This window comes from Mycolicibacterium chlorophenolicum (genome assembly GCF_001044235.1).
GTDB classification, from domain to species: Bacteria; Actinomycetota; Actinomycetes; order Mycobacteriales; family Mycobacteriaceae; genus Mycobacterium; species Mycobacterium chlorophenolicum.
Window position 1 is genome coordinate 182189 of sequence record NZ_JYNL01000020.1, and the last position, 18426, is coordinate 200614.

15 protein-coding genes are annotated in these 18426 nt (G+C 69.7%); 9 read left to right on the forward strand and 6 right to left on the reverse strand.

Annotated elements, in window-relative coordinates:
* Position 1: 1 nt before the first annotated feature.
* Positions 2–805, forward strand: a complete 804-nt coding sequence (locus MCHLDSM_RS08900) for an SDR family NAD(P)-dependent oxidoreductase (RefSeq protein ID WP_048469743.1) — start codon at positions 2–4, stop codon at positions 803–805.
* Here the strand turns inward: MCHLDSM_RS08900 and MCHLDSM_RS08905 are convergent.
* Genes MCHLDSM_RS08905 through MCHLDSM_RS08925 form a run of 5 tightly spaced genes read right to left on the reverse strand, consistent with a single transcriptional unit; the run spans position 777 to position 9671 of the window.
* Entirely contained in the window at positions 777–1862 is a 1086-nt protein-coding gene (locus tag MCHLDSM_RS08905; protein ID WP_048469744.1) for a zinc-binding metallopeptidase family protein, read from the reverse strand. The genes MCHLDSM_RS08900 and MCHLDSM_RS08905 overlap by 29 nt on opposite strands.
* The gene (locus tag MCHLDSM_RS08910) at positions 1855–2751 is read right to left on the reverse strand and encodes a transglutaminase family protein (protein ID WP_234713934.1); all 897 of its coding nucleotides are present in this window, start codon (positions 2749–2751) and stop codon (positions 1855–1857) included. The genes MCHLDSM_RS08905 and MCHLDSM_RS08910 overlap by 8 nt, the downstream gene beginning before the upstream one ends.
* The gene (locus MCHLDSM_RS08915; protein ID WP_048469746.1) at positions 2748–5387 is read right to left on the reverse strand and encodes a circularly permuted type 2 ATP-grasp protein; all 2640 of its coding nucleotides are present in this window, start codon (positions 5385–5387) and stop codon (positions 2748–2750) included. The genes MCHLDSM_RS08910 and MCHLDSM_RS08915 overlap by 4 nt, the downstream gene beginning before the upstream one ends.
* Positions 5387–8698, reverse strand: a complete 3312-nt coding sequence (locus MCHLDSM_RS08920; protein ID WP_048469747.1) for a transglutaminase family protein — start codon at positions 8696–8698, stop codon at positions 5387–5389. Before MCHLDSM_RS08920 ends, MCHLDSM_RS08915 begins: the two co-directional genes overlap by 1 nt.
* Before the next feature lie 43 nt (positions 8699–8741).
* Positions 8742–9671, reverse strand: a complete 930-nt coding sequence (locus MCHLDSM_RS08925; RefSeq protein WP_048469748.1) for a DUF389 domain-containing protein — start codon at positions 9669–9671, stop codon at positions 8742–8744.
* Between the two features lie 175 nt (positions 9672–9846).
* Between MCHLDSM_RS08925 and MCHLDSM_RS08930 the strand changes: the two genes are divergently transcribed.
* From MCHLDSM_RS08930 to MCHLDSM_RS08965, 8 genes are read left to right on the forward strand one after another with little or no spacing between them, the layout of a single operon-like run.
* Positions 9847–10647, forward strand: coding sequence for a DeoR/GlpR family DNA-binding transcription regulator (locus MCHLDSM_RS08930; protein WP_082168830.1), 801 nt, complete (start codon positions 9847–9849; stop codon positions 10645–10647).
* Positions 10644–12125 carry an FGGY-family carbohydrate kinase gene (locus MCHLDSM_RS08935; RefSeq protein WP_048469749.1) on the forward strand — a complete coding sequence of 494 codons (1482 nt, stop codon included), beginning with the start codon at positions 10644–10646 and terminating at the stop codon, positions 12123–12125. The genes MCHLDSM_RS08930 and MCHLDSM_RS08935 overlap by 4 nt, the downstream gene beginning before the upstream one ends.
* A gap of 16 nt (positions 12126–12141) precedes the next feature.
* A complete protein-coding gene (locus tag MCHLDSM_RS08940; RefSeq protein WP_048469750.1) occupies positions 12142–13467 on the forward strand; it encodes an ABC transporter substrate-binding protein in 1326 nt (441 codons plus the stop codon).
* 55 nt (positions 13468–13522) lie between these two features.
* Entirely contained in the window at positions 13523–14386 is an 864-nt protein-coding gene (locus tag MCHLDSM_RS08945) for a carbohydrate ABC transporter permease (RefSeq protein ID WP_048469751.1), read from the forward strand.
* Complete coding sequence (locus MCHLDSM_RS08950) at positions 14383–15198, forward strand: carbohydrate ABC transporter permease (protein ID WP_048469752.1); 816 nt, start codon at positions 14383–14385, stop codon at positions 15196–15198. Before MCHLDSM_RS08945 ends, MCHLDSM_RS08950 begins: the two co-directional genes overlap by 4 nt.
* A 9-nt stretch (positions 15199–15207) precedes the next feature.
* Positions 15208–16299 carry an ABC transporter ATP-binding protein gene (locus tag MCHLDSM_RS08955; RefSeq protein WP_048469753.1) on the forward strand — a complete coding sequence of 364 codons (1092 nt, stop codon included), beginning with the start codon at positions 15208–15210 and terminating at the stop codon, positions 16297–16299.
* Positions 16296–17066 carry an SDR family NAD(P)-dependent oxidoreductase gene (locus MCHLDSM_RS08960; protein WP_048469754.1) on the forward strand — a complete coding sequence of 257 codons (771 nt, stop codon included), beginning with the start codon at positions 16296–16298 and terminating at the stop codon, positions 17064–17066. Before MCHLDSM_RS08955 ends, MCHLDSM_RS08960 begins: the two co-directional genes overlap by 4 nt.
* Positions 17067–17116: 50 nt before the next feature.
* Positions 17117–17938, forward strand: a complete 822-nt coding sequence (locus MCHLDSM_RS08965) for a BtpA/SgcQ family protein (protein ID WP_082168801.1) — start codon at positions 17117–17119, stop codon at positions 17936–17938.
* Here MCHLDSM_RS08965 and MCHLDSM_RS08970 read toward each other — a convergent pair.
* Positions 17898–18395 (reverse strand): winged helix-turn-helix transcriptional regulator, encoded by a 498-nt coding sequence (locus MCHLDSM_RS08970; protein WP_048470250.1) that lies wholly within the window; start codon positions 18393–18395, stop codon positions 17898–17900. The genes MCHLDSM_RS08965 and MCHLDSM_RS08970 overlap by 41 nt on opposite strands.
* Between the last annotated feature and the right edge of the window lie 31 nt (positions 18396–18426).

Consider the following 18426-nt stretch of genomic DNA (forward strand, 5'->3'; position numbering starts at 1 on the left):
GGTGAGAGACCTGAGCCACTACGGACCGCGCGCCGTGATCGCCGGCGGCTCGGAGGGCGTCGGGGCCGAGTTCGCGGCGCTGCTGGCCGCGGCGGGGATCGACCTCGTGTTGGTGGCCCGGCGTCCGGAGCCCTTGGCGGCCACCGCCGCCCGCTGCCGCGCATTCGGAGTCGACGTGCGCACGGTGACAGCCGACCTGGCCGCCGGCCCGGACGAGGTGGTCGCGGCGACGGCGGGCCTCGAGATCGGCCTGCTGATCTACAACGCGGGCGCCAACACCTGCAGCGAGGAATTCCTCGACGGTGACCTCGACGCCTTCGCTCGCGTGGTCGACCTCAACGTCAACACGATGATGGCCCTGGTCCAGCACTACGCCCGGCCGATGCGGGACCGCCGCCGCGGCGGCATCCTGCTGGTGGGCTCGATGGCCGGTTACCTCGGTTCGACCCGGCACACGGTGTACGGCGGGGTCAAGGCCTTCGGCCGGATCTTCGCCGAGGGACTGTGGCTGGAACTGCGCGACCACGGCGTCGACGTCTGCGAGCTCGTGCTCGGCGTGACGCGCACGCCGGCCATGGAGCGGGTCGGGCTGAACTTCGACGTGCCCGGCCTGCGGGTGGCCGACCCGGCCGACGTGGCGGCCGAGGGACTCGATCGGTTGCCGCACGGGCCGGTCCACGTGGCCGGCGGCAACGAGGCCGACGTGGCCCGCCGCAACGGTCCCGACCGCGCCGCGGTGGTGCTCGGCGCGCACCGGTTCATGCAGCAGCTGATGGCTAATCCATCTGCTGGGACTGCTCACTGACCGGGGCACCCACCTCGGCGAGTTTCGCCGGGTTCGAGGTGACCTCGTCGATGACCGTGTGGATGAAGCGCATCTTCTCCAGCACCGCGGGCGGGAGGACGAACGGGTAGAGGTCTTCTTTGCCCATCGACCGGTTGACCATGTTCAGCGACCACGCCAGGGGCAGCCACATCTCGATCATCGTGTCGAAGCTGCTGGGCCCCAACACCCTTCGCTCGAGGGTGGCGGAGGCCGGCGCCATGCCGAACGCGGCGGCCGTGTCGAGGGTGTCGCGGATGTGCAGGTAGTGCGCGAACGTCTCGGCCCAGTCCTCTGCGGGGTGCATGGTCGCATACGACGACACGTAGTCGTTCTCCCAGCCCGCCGGGGCGCCCTGGCTGTAGTGGCGATCCAGCGCGGCCTGGTAGTCGGCCTCGGGATCGCCGAACAGTTCGTGGTAGCGCTGCAGATAGTCCGGCGAGGTGCCGATCAGTCGGTACTGGTAGTAGTGACCGATCTCATGGCGGAAGTGCCCCAGCAGCGTCCGGTACGGCTCGTCCATCGAGATCCGCAGCTGCTCGCGGTGCACGTCGTCGCCCTCGGCGAGATCCAGGGTGATCACGCCGTTCTCGTGGCCGGTGAACACCTTCTCGAACTGGCTGGACAGCAGGTCGAACGCCAGCCCGAAGTCGGGGTCCTCGTCACGGCCGACGATGGGCAGCTTCAGTTCGTGCAGTTCGGCGATCAGCCGGCGTTTGGCCTTCTCCGCCGCGGCGAACGCGGTCAGCGCGATGGTGTCGGCGTCGTTGGGCCGGGTCCGGGTGAGCGCGCACGACACGCACAGCTTCGCCACCGGCCCCTTCTCCACCAGCCAGTTGCATTCGGCCAGATGCAGATTGGCGCACAACTGGTACCGGCTCTCGTCGACTGCGCCCGCGTGCTCACTGTGCTCAGGTGGGGCGATCACCAGCAGGGCCATGTCGTCGAGCGAAAAACCCAGGGAGCTGCCGCAATTGAGGCACACCGAGTTCTCGAAGGCCAGTCGCTGACCGCAGTTGGGGCATGTGAAGTCACGCATGCAGGACTCCTCCTTCGTAGGGCGCAACGTCGACGGAGACGTCGATCACGCTGCTGTCCGAGTCTGTGTAGATGATGCCGCGCAGCGGCGGGACGTCGGCGTAGTCACGGCCGAATCCCACTGTCACGTAGCGCTCGTCGACCATCTGGTCATTGGTGGGATCCAGGCCCAGCCACACGTCCTTCGGCGTCCACACCGACGCCCAGGCATGCGTCGCGTCGATGCCCACCATGCGTTCCCTTCCCGGAGGCGGATCTGTGGCCAGATAGCCCGACACGTAACTCGCTGCCAGACCGTTGGCGCGCAGGCAGGCGATCGCGAGCCTCGCGAAGTCCTGACATACCCCTTCCCGGGCCGCCAAAACCTCACCCACCTGGGTGGACACCGTGGTCGACCCGGACCGGTAGGTGAAATCGCGGTGAATGCGTGCGTTCAGGTCGCGCAGCACCTCGATCAGCGGCCGACCGGGGGTGAACGTCGGTGCGGCATAGTCGCGCACCGCATCGGTGATCTCGGGGGGTGCGAGGTCGAGGGTGAACTCGCTCGCCAGGGCGCCGTCGGGGCCCACGGGACGGGCGATCTCCCACGGCGCCTTGGCCGAGGCGACCTGGTAGTGGTCGGGTGGCGGCGGGTCCACCTCGACGATCGAGCGGCTGGTGACGCTCAGGCTGCGGTGCGGCCTGGTGACGTGAAAATAGGAGCTCAGATTGCCGTAGCCGTCGCGGCTGGTGGAGCTGTCGGCGGCCTCCGGGTCGAGCACCAGCTCGTGGAACAGGCAGCGCTGCCGCGCCGAGTCACGCGGGGTGAGGAACCCGCGGCCGTAGGAACTGGTGACGACGTCGGAGTAGCGGTACACGGTGCGGTGGGTGATCTCGTAGCGCCGACTCACGGCAGTTTCCGTCGTTCGTCGGGTCCCCACAGCGGCTGCATGTCCCCCGGCAGCGACAGATGCGTCGCGGTGATGACGGTGGAGAGCTCGCGAAGGTCGCGGTGGATGGCGGCGAGCAGGCCGTCGAGTTCGGCGCGCCGGCCCTCGGCCGTGCACTCGCCGAGTTCGTCGGGCTCCATGCGACGTAACCGCATCGCGATCTCGTCGACCATCCGCTCCGGCCGCGAGGATCCCGACGAGCCGGGCAGCGACTTCAGATGCGTGCGCAGCCGCTCCAACTGATAGACCAGCGATCGCGGGTTCTCGGCGTCGAAGAGCACGAGTTCGGCCACCCCGGCGACACTGACGGTGCCGGGGTTGCGCCTGCGGTAGATCACCAGCGACTCGCAGACCACCAGCGTCGACTCGGTGATGGTCTGCTCTGCCTCGGGTCCTCGCGCGGTGGTCAGCGTCGCTCTCAGCAGTGCCGTCAGCGCGAGTGCCCGCTCGATGCGCTTGCCGATGTCGAGCATCGTCCAGCCGACGTCGTGCACCATCGACTCGGCGAGGACACCGGACAGCGCGAGCATGCCCGCCAGCGTCAGCGTGTTCGTCGAGGAGAGGAAGGCCTCCCCCTCGGCCTGGGAATCGGGCGGGCTGTCACCGGCGTGCAGCAGGGTCCGTTCGAGGGTGGACAACACCATCCAGGTGTCGTTGGACATCTGGTCGCGGACGGCCCGCGCCGACAGCCCGAGCCGCTCCACCGACTGGGCCAGCGATCCCGGGCGGAGCCGGTCGGCGGTCAGCGACCACAGCGTCGTCGGGGCGGTGGCGACCATCTCGTGGTGGTCACCGGCTCCGGTGTCGGTGCCGGTGATGGTCCCCAGCGCGGCCAGCAGCACCGGCACGCATTCGCTGCCGTCCATCGCCTGCCGGCGCCGGAACTCGTGATAGCGCTCCCGGGTGACCGTGAGCAGCCGGGCGGTGTGTTCGGCGCGTTCGGCGTAGCGGCCGATCCAGAACAGGTCGGACAGCACACGCGGAGAACTGATCTCGTGGGTCGGGCTGGCGGTGATCGGCGTGGGCAGCAGCTCGTCGTCGGACGGCGCCGTCACGGTGGTCTTCTCTGCCGTGACCCGCGCCGGCGTGCGCACCCAGATGTCTTTGGCGGCAACGCTGTTCAGCGTGTACGCGTCGGTTCCGGGTGCCAGCAGATACCCCAGGCCGCCGATCATCGGCGCGTACCCGCTGCGCTGGGACACCGTGAACAGGCGCATGCCCACGCTCGACGAGGACAGCCCGGCGGGCAGGTAGTCGGCGGGCGCCGAGGAGAACTGCGGCAGCTCCTGGCCCACCCACTGCCACGGGGTGGCGGCGATCCGCGCGGCCAGTGCCTCGCGCCGCGCCGCCGACAGCTCGGGTCCGACGATCGGTTCCCCGCCGGTGGCGGACCGGATGAGAAGCGACGACAGGTGGGTCAGCAGATGGGAGCGCTCGACGTCGATGCCGCCCCAGTACAGCGGTGCCGTGGGCAGCAGAGGCGTCTCGCCGAGCAGCTTCTCGGCCATCTCGGGCAGGAAGCGCAGCACGCCCGGGCTCTCCAGCACGCCGCTGCCCAGAGTGTTCACCACCGTCACCGCACCGCGCCGCAGCGCCTCCACCAGACCGACGACGCCCAGCCGGGAGTCCGCGCGCAGATCCAGCGGGTCGGCGTAGGCCGCGTCGACCCGGCGCAGCACCACGTCGACGCGTTTGAGCGTGCCCATCGAGCGCATCCACACCTTGCCGTCGCGCACCACGAGATCGGCGCTCTCGACCAACGGCAAACCGAGCACGCTGGCCAGATACGCCTGATCGAAGGCGGTCTCCGAGTGGATGCCCGGGCTGAGCACCACCACCACCGGCTCCTCGGCGGATTCCGGTGCCGCGTCGACGAGCGCCAGCCGCAGCGCCTGGGCCCACGGCGACGCGGGCCGGGGCCCGACCTGCTCGTAGAGGTCGGGGATGGCGTGGGCGATGACGCGGCGGTCGGCGAGCGCGTACCCGGCTCCCGATGGAGCCTGGGTCCAGTCGGCGTTGACGACGAAGTCGCCCGACGCCCCGCGGCTGATGTCGCAGCCGTGCAGGAACAGTTGGTGCCGGCCCGGCACCTCGATGCCGCGGGCCGCCCGCACGTACCCGGGATGGGCGAACAGCAGCTGCGGTGGCAGTGCTCCGCTGGTGATGCAGTGCTGCTCGCCGTACAGGTCGGTCAGCACCGCGTCGAGCAGCCGCGAGCGTTGCACCAGACCGGATTCCAGCCGGTCCCAGTCCGATGCCGAGACGATCAGGGGCAGCGCGTCCAGCTGCCACGGCCCGGGCACGGCCGAGCCGTCCTCGAGCTGGATGTAGGTGATGCCGTCGTTGTCGACGAGGTTGCGCACCACGGCGCGCAGCCGGTCCAGACCGCCGCGTCCGCGCTCGGCGACGCACTCGGCGAGTTCCTGCCATGCCGGCCGCACAGCGCCTGCGGCGTCGACGAATTCGTCGTATCCGGTCGCGGGGGCGCCCCCTGCGGTCCGTACCTCGAACAGCGCCTGCTGGGCCCGCATGGTCTCGTAGGGCACCAGCGGGTTGTCGAGGTTGTCCTGGCTGGTGAAGCCGGTGGGTAATGCCATTACGACAGCACGGTACGCACTCGCCGCAGATCGAGGATTCCCGGCGCGCCCACATCGGTGGATTGCCGGGCCTGCTTCTCCCTCAGCCCGGCCAGATCGACCGTGCCGGGTGTGAATCCGGTGGCCTCGAACCGCCGCCCGCGCCGGGACTCGGCCTCGACCGCGTTCACCGGAGGCGTGTCGTAGGAGCGCCCGCCCGGATGGGACACGTGGTAGGTGCAGCCGCCTCGGGACACCCCCGCCGCTGTGTCGATCAATTCGATGCGCAGCGGGCCGTCCACGGTGATCGTGGGGTGCAGTGCGCTGGGCGGTTGCCAGGCCCGGTACCGCACGCCGCCCACCTGGACGTCGGGGTTGTCGGTGGCCAGCAGCGGGACGGGGTGCCCGTTGACGGTCACCAGGTAGCGCTGCCGGTCGGCCCCGATGAGCCGCACCTGCAGGCGTTCCACCGACGAGTCGACGTACCGCGCGGTGCCCGCCACCGATGACTCCTCGCCCAGCACGTTCCAGGGCTCGATCGCGCCGCGCAACTCGATCTCGACGCCGCCGAACACCGCGGTGCCGATCCGGGGGAAGCGGAACTCGGTGAAGGGGTCCAGCCAGCTGGTGTCGAACTCGATGCCGTGCGCCCGCAGGTCGGCGGCGACGTCGGCGATGTCCTGAATGATGAAGTGCGGCAACAGGTACCGGCCGTGCAGGTTCGCGCCGTGGCGGATCAGCGGGGCGCGCAGCGGCTCCTCCCAGAACCACGCCACCAGCGAACGCACCAGCAGCGACTGCACCATCGCCATCTGGTGGTGGGGAGGCATCTCGAAACCGCGCAACTCGAGCAGTCCCAGCCGCCCGCGCGCACTGTCCGGGCTGTAGAGCTTGTCGATGCAGAACTCCGCGCGGTGGGTGTTCCCGGTGATGTCGGTGAGCAGGTGGCGCAGCGCGCGGTCGGCCAGCCACGCCTTCGGCCCGCCGGCCTGCGCGGACAGCCGGGCGATCTCGGCGAAGGCGATCTCCAGCTCGTACAGCGATTCGGGACGGCCCTCGTCGACCCGCGGCGCCTGGGAGGTGGTGCCGATGAACCGCCCGGCGAACAGGTAGGACAGCGCCGGGTGACGCTGCCAGTAGGTCAGCAGCGACACCAGCAGGTCCGGCCTGCGCAGCAGCGGCGAGTCGGCCGGGGTGACTCCGCCCAGGGTGATGTGGTTTCCCCCGCCCGTCCCGCCATGGGTGCCGTCGACGTCGAAGGACTCGGTGGACAGCCGCGCCAGCCGCGCCTCGGCGTACAGGGTCTGCAGCTGGTCGCGCTGCTCGGCGAAACTGGCCGACGGCGCGACGTTCACCTCGATGACGCCCGGGTCGGGCGTGATGCTCATGGACTGCAGCCGCGGGTCGGACGGCGGTCCGTAGCCCTCGATCACCACGGCGCAGCCGATCGCGGCGGCGGCGGTCTCGATCCGGTGGACGAGATCGACGAAGTGCTCCAACTCCTCGGTGGGCGGCAGGAACACGTACAGCAGGCCGTCGCGGAGCTCGCCGACCAGGGCCGTGATCGGCACCGAGTCGGCGTCGGTGACCTCCGCGGGCTCGTCGGCATCGGGTTCGAGCGGTGGTCGGTCGTGGGTGGGATCGGCGTCGAACGACGGCGGGGGCGGTGTCCAGCTGATCGCATCGAGCGGCAGCCGCAGCCCGGCGGGAGAATCGCCGTCCAGCAACACGATTCGGCCGCGGCGCAGCGTCCAGTCCGCGCTCGCCCACCCGGCGTCGTCGTCGCGACGGTGCAGTGGCAGCGCGAAGGCGGCAGGATCGGTGACCGCGGTGTCGAGCCGCTCGAGCAGCGTCGCGCGCGCGTCCGCGCTGTCGTCCGCAAGGTCGTCGGACTCGGCGACGGGTTGCCCCGCGGGCCGGCGCACCGCGGCGGCCAGCTTGCTGAGCGGGTCCTCGTAGGCCGGCCGGACCTGGGTGTGCGGCAGCCCCAGCCCGTCGGCGATCGCGGTGAGCAGTTGCGCAGGGGCGTCGGGGGCGATCGCGGGCGTTCCCGGGTGTTCGGGCCACGGGTCGGCCAGCAGTGCCGGGTCGTTCCACAGCGGCTGTCCGTCGGTGCGCCACATCAACGCGATCTGCCAGCGCGGCAACGGCTCTCCGGGATACCACTTGCCCTGGCCGCGTTGCACCAGCCCGTGCGGCGCCCACACCTGCTTCAGCCGCGCCGCGAGCGCCGAGGCCCGCTGCCGTTTGTGCGGGCCGTCCGCGTCGGTCAGCCACTCGGGATCGACCTGATTGTCGATGGAGACGAAGGTCGGTTCGCCACCGACGGTGAGCCGGACGTCGCCGGCGGTCAGCCGCTCGTCGACGCGGCGGCCGAGGGCGTCGATGGCCGCCCAGGTCGCGTCGGTGTAGGGCAGCGTGACGCGCGGGTCCTCGTGGACCCTGGTGACGACGTTGCTGAATTCCAGCGTCGTCTCGCAGGGTTCGGTCGCGCCGGTGATCGGGGCCGCCGACTCGGGATGCGGCGTCGCCGACAGCGGGATGTGCCCCTCCCCGGCGAACAGACCCGAGGTCGGGTCCAGCCCGATCCAGCCGGCGCCGGGAATGTAGACCTCGGTCCAGGCGTGCAGATCGGTGAAATCGGCGGCGGGCCCGGACGGCCCGTCGAGCGCCTCGACGTCGGAGGTGAGCTGCACCAGGTAGCCGGACACGAACCGCGCCGCCAGACCCATCTGACGCAGGATCGACACCAGCAGCCATGCCGAGTCCCGGCAGGAGCCGATGCCGGTGCGCAGCGTGGTGTCGGGGGTCTGCACGCCCGGTTCGAGCCGGACGCTGTAACCGACATCGGCGTTGACCGCGCGGTTGAGCGCCACCAGGAAGTCGATCGTGCGGGTCCCCGTCGCCACCGAGAAGTTCTTCACCCAGGCTTCGGTGAGGTCACCGGGTCCGGCACCGTCGTCCTCGTCGACCGGACGCAGGTACGGCTTGAGGTCCTCGGCCAGCGCGCGGGGGTAGGTGAAACCGACGTGCTCGGCGTAGTCCTCGATGAAGAAGTCGAACGGGTTGATCACCTTGAGGTCGGCGATGAGCCCGACGGTGATCGTCAGGCTGCGGGTGCGGGTGGGGAACACCAGCCGGGCCAGGAAGTTGCCGAACGCGTCCTGCTGCCAGTTCACGAAGTGGTCGTCGGGCTCCACCTTCAGCGAGTAGGCCTCGATCGGTGTGCGCGAGTGGGGAGCCGGCCGCAGGCGCACGACATGCGGGAACACCTCGACGAGGCGGTCGAACGCATAGCTGGTGCGGTGCTCCAGGGCCACCTTGATACCCATAGCGCTAGATCCCACCACAACGGATGCCGCGGTGCAGATCGCGTCAGGTCTGAGCTCTCCGGGGGATCAGGTTGCCGCGGGGGCGCAGCACCAGCACGAGGACGCCTGCGACGACGATGCCGACGAGGTTCACCGCGAGCTGCGTGGCGGAACGGGCCGCCACGCCCCAGTCGCCGAGCACGCCCGCGACCGCGGCGAAGCCGGCCGCGGGCACGGTGGTGACCGAGATGAACACCCCCACCAGCGCCGCCGATTTCGCCGATACCAGCGACAGCATGCCCGCGGCGCCGGCCAGCAGCGCCACCACGAACGAGACCGGCCCGACCTGGAAGATGAAGTCGACGTCGTCGACGTTGCGGACCGTGTCCAGGTCCACCCAGCCGACGGCGTGCGCGGCCAGCGTCAGCACGGCGGTGACACCCATCGCGAGGGGGAACCCGGCCAGCAGCGCGATCGCGGCCCGGCGCGCGAGTTCCCCCCGCCGCTGCACGATCGCGACCGACACCGCGGCCAGCGGGCCGAACTCGGGACCGAGCACCATGGCACCCACGACGGTGACCATCGAGTCGGTGACAGCGCCGATCGCGGCCAGCAGACACGCCAGGGTGAGGAACATCAGGAAGGTCACCGACAGCGTCGACTCCTCCCGGGTGCGGGCGATCAGCTCGTCCCACACCACGGCGTCGGCCGGATCGCCCTCGGCGTCGTCCTCGGCCGCGTGCGCCCGGGTGGACAACACGGTGTCCAGCACGGTCAGCAGGATCGCGCCGCGGTGCTGTGCGTCGATCTCCTTGAGCGCCTTGATGACGTCGTTGGCGCACTCGCGGGCGATGATCGCCGAGATCTCGTCGCCGGGAGGATCCACGGCGGCTCCGGGGTGAACCAGGATGTGGGCCACCCCGACCTGGCGCCGCAACAGATCGAGAACGTCGTCTCGCATGTCCCCCGGCACGATGACGCGCAACTCCAGCACCGGCGCCAGTTAACCGTCTCCGGAACCCAATGAGAACAATCGGCCACGAAATGTGGGCACTCCACACGAACCTGTTATAGATTCACACCACTGCGCGGAGTTGAGCGCTCGAAGTCGCACGATCAGGAGCCATGTCTGTGAATTTTCAACAGCAGGAGTGTCCGCTGTCGTGGATGTGAGAACCCGTCGCGACCGCATCGAACACCGGGCCCGGGCCGCCCGCGAGATCAACTACGCGCAGCTGGCCGCTGAGTTCGACGTGTCCGAGATGACGATCCGGCGCGATGTCGAGGCCCTCGAGGCGCTCGGTGTCGTCCGCCGCGTCGTCGGCGGTGCGATCGCCGTGCAGGGCAAGGACACCGAGCCCGCCTTCGCCACCCGGATGGCCGACGCCGCCCAGGAGAAGATCCACATCGCCGAGGTGGTCGCGGACCTGATCGGGGTGAACGAGACACTGATCCTCGACTCGGGCAGCACCGCTCTGGCCGTGGCGAACTCGCTCAAGGGCCGTGGACTCGGCCTGACCGTGGTGACCCCGAGCGTGCTCGCCGCGCTGGCACTGGTCGACGAACCCGACACCACCGTCGTGCTCACCGGCGGGCAGCTGCGCTCCGGCGAGCTGAGCCTGATCGGACCGGGCGCCGAGGACACGCTGGCCAACTACAACTGCGACACCTACGTCATGGGGGTGGCGGGCATCGACGGGGACCGCGGCATCTCCGATTACCACCAGGCCGAGAGCCGGGTGAAGCGCGCCGCGAGCCGCCGAGCCGACCGGGTGATCGTCGCCGCCGACAAGTCCAAGCTCGGCCGCGTGACCTTCGTCAGCATCGCCGCACTGGCCGAGGTCCAGGTCATCGTCAGCGACGGCGCACCCGACCATCCCACGCTGGCAGCCGCGCGCAACGCCGGCGTCGAGGTCATTTGCGTTGCCGCACAGAGTGATGCACCGGCGACGGTGGCGGGCACCCGATGACCCGGTACACCGTCGGCATCGACATCGGCACCACGGGCACCAAGACCGTGTTGATGGACGTGGACGCCGGAATCGTCGCGACCGCGACGCGTGAGACGGCGCTGCACTCCCCCGCCCCCGGCTTCGCCGAGGCCGACACCGACCAGTGGTACCGCAACGTGATCGAGTCGATCCGGGAAGTGCTCGCCGTCGGCGGTGCATCGCCCCAGCAGGTGGGTGCGGTGGCGACCTCGGGCATGGTGCCGGCCGTCATCCCCGTCGACGGCACGGGACGACCGCTGCGGCGCGCCATCCTCCAGAACGACGCCCGCGCCCATCGCGAGGTCACCGAGCTCGCCGCGGCGCTGACCGACACCGACCTGGTGCGCCTGACCGGTTCGGCCCTGACCCAGCAGTCCGTGGCGCCCACGACCGTGTGGCTGCGCGACAACGAACCCGACGTCTACGCCGGCACGGCACACTGGCTGGGTTCCTACGACTGGGTGCTGTGTGCGCTGGGCGCGCCGGTGCACGTCGAACAGAACTGGGCGCTGGAGTCGGGACTGTTCGGCATCGGCGGCGAGACGGCCGACGCCGTCCTGCGCGCCGCTGCGCTCGACCCCGCGACGCTGCCGCCGGTCCGCCGTCCGGGAACTCAGGTCGGCGAGCTGAGCCGGGCCGCCGCCGAGGCCACCGGCCTGTCCGCGGGCACCGCGCTGGTGGTCGGCGGCGCCGACCACGTGCTCTCGGCGTTCGCCGCGGGGGTCAACGGCCCCGGCGACGCGCTGGTCAAACTCGGTGGGGCAGGCGACATCCTGGTCGCCAGCGACGCCCCGGTCGTCGACGCACGGCTCTACCTCGACGCGCATCCGGTGCCCGGCCACTGGCTGCCCAACGGCTGCATGGCCACCAGCGGGAGCCTGATCCGCTGGTTCCAGACGCTCGTCGGCGGCGCGGCGCTGACCGACCTCGACGAGGAGGCGGCGGCCCGGCCGCCCGCCGAGATCCTGTGCCTGCCTTACTTTCTCGGTGAGAAGAGCCCGCTGCACGATCCCGACCTGCGTGGCGTGTTCGCCGGCATGCATCTCGGCCACACCCGGGCCGACATGTACCGCGCGGTGCTCGAGGCCATCGCGTTCGGATTCCGTCACCACGTCGACGTTTTCGCCGACATCGGTATCCCACTGCACCGGGTGATGATCACCAACGGAGGCTCGACGTCGACGCTGTGGAAGCAGATCCACGCCGACGTGCTGGGGATGGAGATGAACCCCGTCCGCGGACACCCGGGAGCCTCGCTCGGTGCCGCCGTCATCGCCGCGGTCGGTGTCGGCGCCCTCGACGACTTCTCGGACGCGGCGCGCTTCATCACCCTCGACGAGCCCTACGCCCCCGATTCCGCCCGGCGCGCGGCCTACGACACCGCGTACGCCACGTGGCGTGACCTCGGCACCGCGATGACCCCGATCTCCCACGCTATCGCCCGCAACACCCGATGAAAGGAACAGTGCAGCAATGAGATTCAGTCAAATTCCCACCCCCCGGCGGGGTGGCGGGATCGCCTACTCCGCCGTCCTGGCATTGCTGGCCGTCATCGCGATGGTGCTGTCGGGCTGCGCCGGTAGCGGTGGTCCCGAGCAGACACAGGCCACCGGCACCGGCGAGGTCGCCAAGGACACCTCGGGCACCGTGCGCATCCTGATGGAGAACGTGCCCGACACCGACATCGTCAAGTCGATGGTGGCCGATTTCAACAAGAGCTACCCCGACGTCAAGGTCGACATCGAATCGCTGACCTACGACCAGATGCGGGACAAGCTGGTGTCCTCGTTCCAGTCGTCGTCACCGAATTACGACCTGATCGTGGTGGACAACCCGTGGATGGTCGACTTCGCCAATGCGAAGTTCCTGCAGCCGCTCGACGCGCGCATCGACAGCACCCCGGACTACGACGCCGCCGACTTCTTCAAGCCCCTGACCGACATCACCACCGTCGACGGGGTGCGCTACGGCGTGCCGTTCTACAACTACGCACTCGGATACCTCTACAACACCGACGATCTGGCCGCCGCCAACCAGAAGGTGCCCACCACGCTCGACGAACTGGTCGCCACCAGCAAGGCACTCAAGACCCCCGAGCGCGCCGGTATCGCGATGCAGCCCCAGCGCGGCTACAAGATCTTCGAGGAGTGGGGCAACTGGCTCTTCGCCGCGGGCGGGTCGATCTACGACGCCGACGGCAAGGTCACGCTGAACACCCCGGAGGCCAAGCGGGCGCTGGAGGCCTACATCGACACCTACAAGACCGCGGCACCGGCCAACAGCCTGAACTGGAGCATGGACGAGGCGCAGCGTTCCGTCTCGGCCAACCAGTCGGCGTCGATGATCAATTACAACTGGCAGCTGCCCGCCCTCAACGAGCCCGGCTCGGGTCCGGCCGCCGGCAAGATCAAGCTCGCCCCGATCCCCGGCGGCAAGCAGGTGCTGGGGTCGTGGAGCTGGGCGATCCCCGCCAACTCCGCGAGCTCCGACGCCGCCTGGGCGTTCGCCTCGTGGATCACCGCCAAGCCCAACGACGTCGCGCGCGTCGAGAAGGGCGGCGCCGCGATCCGCAAGAGCACCCTGGCCGATCCGGCTGTGCTGCAGGGCAAGTTCGGCGAGGAGTACTACAAGACGGTCGAGCAACTGCTGGCCAACTCGGCGCCGCTGAGCCAGGGTCCCAGCGGCGAGGAGATGATCCAGGCCGTCGGCACCGAACTCAACGAAGCGGTGGCCGGCACCAAGAGCGTCGACGACGCGCTCGCCGCCGCGCAGGAACAGGCCGAGAAGATCCAGGGCTAGCCGCCCACCCCGAGAACCGGAAGCCGACCACCCCCCGAAAGGAGCGCAGACCGCCGTGAAATTCCACCATGGCATGGTCGCCCCCCTCGTCGCCCTTTTCGTCGGGGTGGTCGGTTTCCCTCTCGCGTACGCCGCCTACCTGAGCATCACCGACTACAAGCTCACCGACCGCGGGTCGCCGTCGATCGTCGGCGCCGACAACTACGCCGCGACGTTCGGCGACGCCGCGTTCTGGCACGCGTTCGGCACCACCGCGGTGTTCGTCGCCGTGGCGGTCGGCTTCGAGCTGATCATCGGATTGGCGATCGCGCTGGCGCTGCAGAAGCAGCGCTGGGCCCGCGATGTGACGCGGTCGATGCTGCTGGCGCCGATGTTCATCACCCCGATCGCCGTCGGACTGACCTTCCGGTTCCTGCTCAACGATCAGCTCGGCGCGATTCCGGAGATGCTGCGCGCCATCGGCATCGACTACGACTTCTTCGGCCCCGGGCGGGCGCTGTTCACGATCGCGTTCATCGATGTGTGGCAGTGGACCCCGTTCATGGTGCTGCTGCTGCTCGCCGGCCTGGAATCGATTCCGCGCGAACCGCTCGACGCCGCACGCGTGGACGGCGCGGGCGGACTCTACGTACTGCGCCGGGTCACGCTGCCGCTGCTGGCGCCGGTGCTGGTGGTCGCGATACTGCTGCGCTGCCTGGACGCGATGAAGGTGTTCGAGTACGTCTTCGCGACCACGCGCGGCGGGCCGGGCACCGAAACCGAGACACTGCAGTACTTCATCTACCAGACGGGGATCCAGTTCTTCCGCCTCGGCTCCGCGTCGTCGATGGCGTTCGTGGTGCTCGTCGTCGTGCTGACGGTCATCGTGTTCGCCTTCCGCCGGATGGAAAAGGCTCGCGAGAATGGACAGGCGCGATGACCCGTTCCCGGATGGTCACCGCGTTGCGGGTGGCGCTGCTTTGGGCGGCGGGCATCACCGTCGCCTTCCCCCTGGCGTGGATCGCGCTGGCGAGCGTGAAAAACCCTCAGCAGCTCAATGATCCGTTTCTGCTGCACTTCACGCCGACGCTGGCGAGCTGGCGCAACGTGCTGGACTCGGGGATCCTCGGTGCCGCCGGCCGCAGCGCCCTGGTCGCCCTGGTCACCGTCGGCATCAGTGTCGTCGTCGGCAGCATGGGCGCCTATGCGATCGCCCGGTTCCGGGCCGGCGGGACGCTGACCCGGTTCGGGATGCTCGCCGCGCAGGTGCTGCCGCCGGCGGTACTGGTGTTCCCGTTCCTGACGATGGCCTACGCGCTGCGGCTGACCGACACGCTGGTGCCGGTCATCTTCGCGCACCTGAGTTTCGTTCTGCCCGTGGTCACCTGGTTCCTGATCGGGTTCTTCGAGGCGGTGCCGCGCTCGCTCGAGGAGCAGGCCCAGGTCGACGGGTTCACCCGGTTCGCCGCGTTCCGGCTGGTGGTACTGCCCCAGGTGCTGCCCGGGATCGGCGCCTCGGCGATCTTCGGGTTCACGCTGTCGTGGAACGACCTGTTCTACGGGCTGATCCTGGCGCCGGGCAAAGCGGCGATCCTGCCGGTGGCGATCGCCGGTTTCAACACGTTCCGCGGGGTGCAGATCGGCTCGATGAGCGCGGCGATCCTCATCGCGGTCATCCCCGTCGTCGTCGCGAGTTTCTTCATCCAACGCAGGCTGGTGCAGGGCATCAGCGGCGGCGCGGTGAAGTTCTAGGAAGGGCTCATGGCTGAAGTTCGATACCGAGGCGTCACCAAGGCGTACGGAAACACCGCTGTGGTCAGCGATCTCGACCTCGATCTGCCCGACGGGTCGTTCACCGTGCTCGTCGGCCCCTCCGGGTGCGGGAAGTCCACCTCGCTGCGGATGCTGGCCGGGCTGGAGACCGTCACGTCGGGCACGATCACCATCGGCGACCGCGACGTCACCGCGCTGCAGCCGCGAGACCGCGACATCGCGATGGTCTTCCAGAACTACGCGCTCTACCCGCACCTGACCGTCGCCGAGAACATCGCCTTCCCGCTGCGCGCCACGCGCACCCCGCGGCGCGAGGCTCTGGCCCGCGCGTCGGAGGTCGCCGAATCGCTCGGCCTGGCGAAGCTCCTGAGCCGCAAGCCCAAAGACCTCAGCGGGGGCCAGCAGCAGCGCGTCGCGATCGGCCGGGCCATCATCCGGCAGCCGTCGGTGTTCCTGTTCGACGAACCGCTGTCCAATCTCGACGCGAAGCTGCGCGTGGAGACCCGCACCGAGCTGCTGCAGATCCAGCGCCGGCTCGGTATCACGTCGGTCTACGTCACCCACGACCAGGAAGAGGCGATGACGCTGTCGGACCGCATGGTCGTCATGCGCGACGGCCGGATCGCCCAACAGGGTCCGCCCCAGGAGGTCTACGCCCGGCCCGCCGACACGTTCGTCGCCTCGTTCGTCGGCAGCCCGAAGATGAACCTGCTCGACGGCGAGCACACGGATGCCGGATTCACCCTGTCCAACGGCGTCGCCCTCGCCGTCGACCGACCGGTCGCCCGCGGACCGGTGCGGCTCGGTGTGCGGCCCGACGATCTGCTCCCCACCGTCGCGGGCGACGACGCCGCCGCCCGTGTCGTCCTGATCGAGAACCTCGGCCCGCGCGCCATCGTCACGATCGACGCCCGCGGCATCGAACTGACCAGCGTGGTGGACACCCCGCGCCTGGCCGGCATCACAGAGGGCACCCCCGTCGACCTCGCCGTGCGCCCCGGCGCCGGCCACCCGTTCGACCCCACCACCGGCAAGCGACTCGCCGAGGCGAGCACAGAGAGGAACGAGAGCACACGATGAGCAGAACAGCGGTGGTGACCGGCGCAGGGTCGGGCATCGGACGCGCCATCGCCCACGCACTGGCACAACGGGATTGGCGCGTGGTCGTCACCGACCTCGACGGCGACGCCGCAGAAAGCGTCGCGACGGCCCTGCCCCATCAGGACGCCGGTCACGAGTCCGCGGCCCTGGACGTGACGTCCGCCGACGCGGCGTCGGCCGTCGCCGCCGACGTCGCCTCCCGGCTGGGACTGCACGCCTGGGTCAGCAACGCGGGCATCTCGTTCATGCACCGCTTCCTCGACGCACCCGTCGAGCGCTACGAGCAGACGATGGCGGTCAACCTCAAGGGCGTGTTCGTGTGCGGGCAGGCCGCCGCGCGGGAGATGGTCCGCACCGGCGTGGCCGGTGCGATCGTCAACACCGCCTCGATGGCGGGCAAGCAGGGCCGGGTCCCGTTCCTGTCCGATTACGTCGCCTCCAAGTTCGGTGTCGTGGGCCTCACCCAGGCGATGGCCTACGAGCTCGGCGAGCACGGCATCACCGTGAACTGCGTCTGCCCCGGATTCGTCGAAACACCCATGCAGTCACGGGAATTGGAGTGGGAGGCCGAGCTGCGCGGCACCACCGCGGATGGAGTCCGGGACATGATGATCGCCGACACTCCGCTGGGCCGGCTCGAGCAGCCCGAGGACGTGGCGCGCGCGGTGGCCTTCCTGGTCTCCGAGGACGCCCGCTTCATCACCGGGGAGGCGCTCGCCGTCAACGGTGGTGCCTACATGGACTGAGCACGGTCCACAGACCCGACGTCACCCGTTTTGAGAGAAAGGCACCTTCAGTGACCACCACCTGGCTCGATGAGGTCTTCCGCGTCGCCAAACCCGTCATCGCGATGCTGCACCTGTCCGCGCTGCCCGGCGACCCCGGCTACGACTCCGCAGGCGGCATCGCCGCCGTGGTGGAGCGGGCCCGGGCCGAACTCGATGCGCTGCAGAGCGGCGGCGTCGACGGCATCATGATCAGCAACGAGTTCAGCCTGCCCTACCTCACCAAGACCGAACCGATCACGGCGATCACGATGGCCCGCATCATCGGCGAACTGCTGCCAGAGATCTCGGTGCCGTACGGCGTGAACGTGTTGTGGGACGGGCGCGCGTCCATCGATCTGGCGGTCGCCACCGGTGCGTCGTTCGTCCGCGAGATCTTCACCGGCGTGTACGCCAGCGACTTCGGGCTGTGGGACACCAATGTCGGCGAGGTGGCCCGGCACCGCGCCCGGGTCGGCGGCGCCGGGGTGAAGCTGCTGTTCAACATCGTGCCGGAATCGGCGCAGTATCTGGCCGATCGGGATCTGGCGGCCATCACGCGCACCACCGTGTTCGCGACGCTGCCCGACGCGATCTGCGTCTCGGGCGCCACCGCCGGCTCCCCCACCGACACCGAGGCGCTGAAGGTGGTCAAGGAGGCCGCGGGCGATGTGCCGGTGTTCGTCAACACCGGGGTGCGGGCCGAGAACGTCGCGGCCCAGCTGTCCGTCGCCGACGGCGCCGTGGTCGGCACCTACTTCAAGGCCGACGGTGTCTTCGGCAATGCCGCCGAGAAGTCACGGGTCGAGGAACTCATGAGCGCTGCGAAGGAGTTCCGCGCTCAGCTCTCCTGACCAGCCGCACGCCGAGCTCGTCGGCGGGCACCCGGTGCCCCTCGGCGCACACCACCTCGACGCCGGCCTGCGCGCCGCACCCCAGATGGGTCAGCCGAAGTGGCGTGTCGCCGAGGTGTTTCCGGCCCCACTCGAACATCGCCCACACCACGGGCATGAAGTCGGTGCCGGCCTCGGTCAGCACGTATTCGTCCCGGACGCGCTGTCCGGGCTCACGGTAGGGCTGCTTGGCCAGCAGCCCCGCCTCGACGAGCTCGGACAGGCGCGCCGACGTGGCGGCCTTGGTGATTCCGACGCGGCGCGCGAAGTCGTCGAATCGGGTGGTTCCGTAGTAGGCCTCCCGCATGATCAGCATCGCCGATTTGGTGCCCACCAGCCCCATCGTCTTCTCGATCGCGCAATGGCCGACCGCCGACCACGAGTCGCGGTCGGTCAGCGGCCCCTGCAGCACTGTCATGTAGATCACTCCCCTGCTGGGTTGTTGTCAG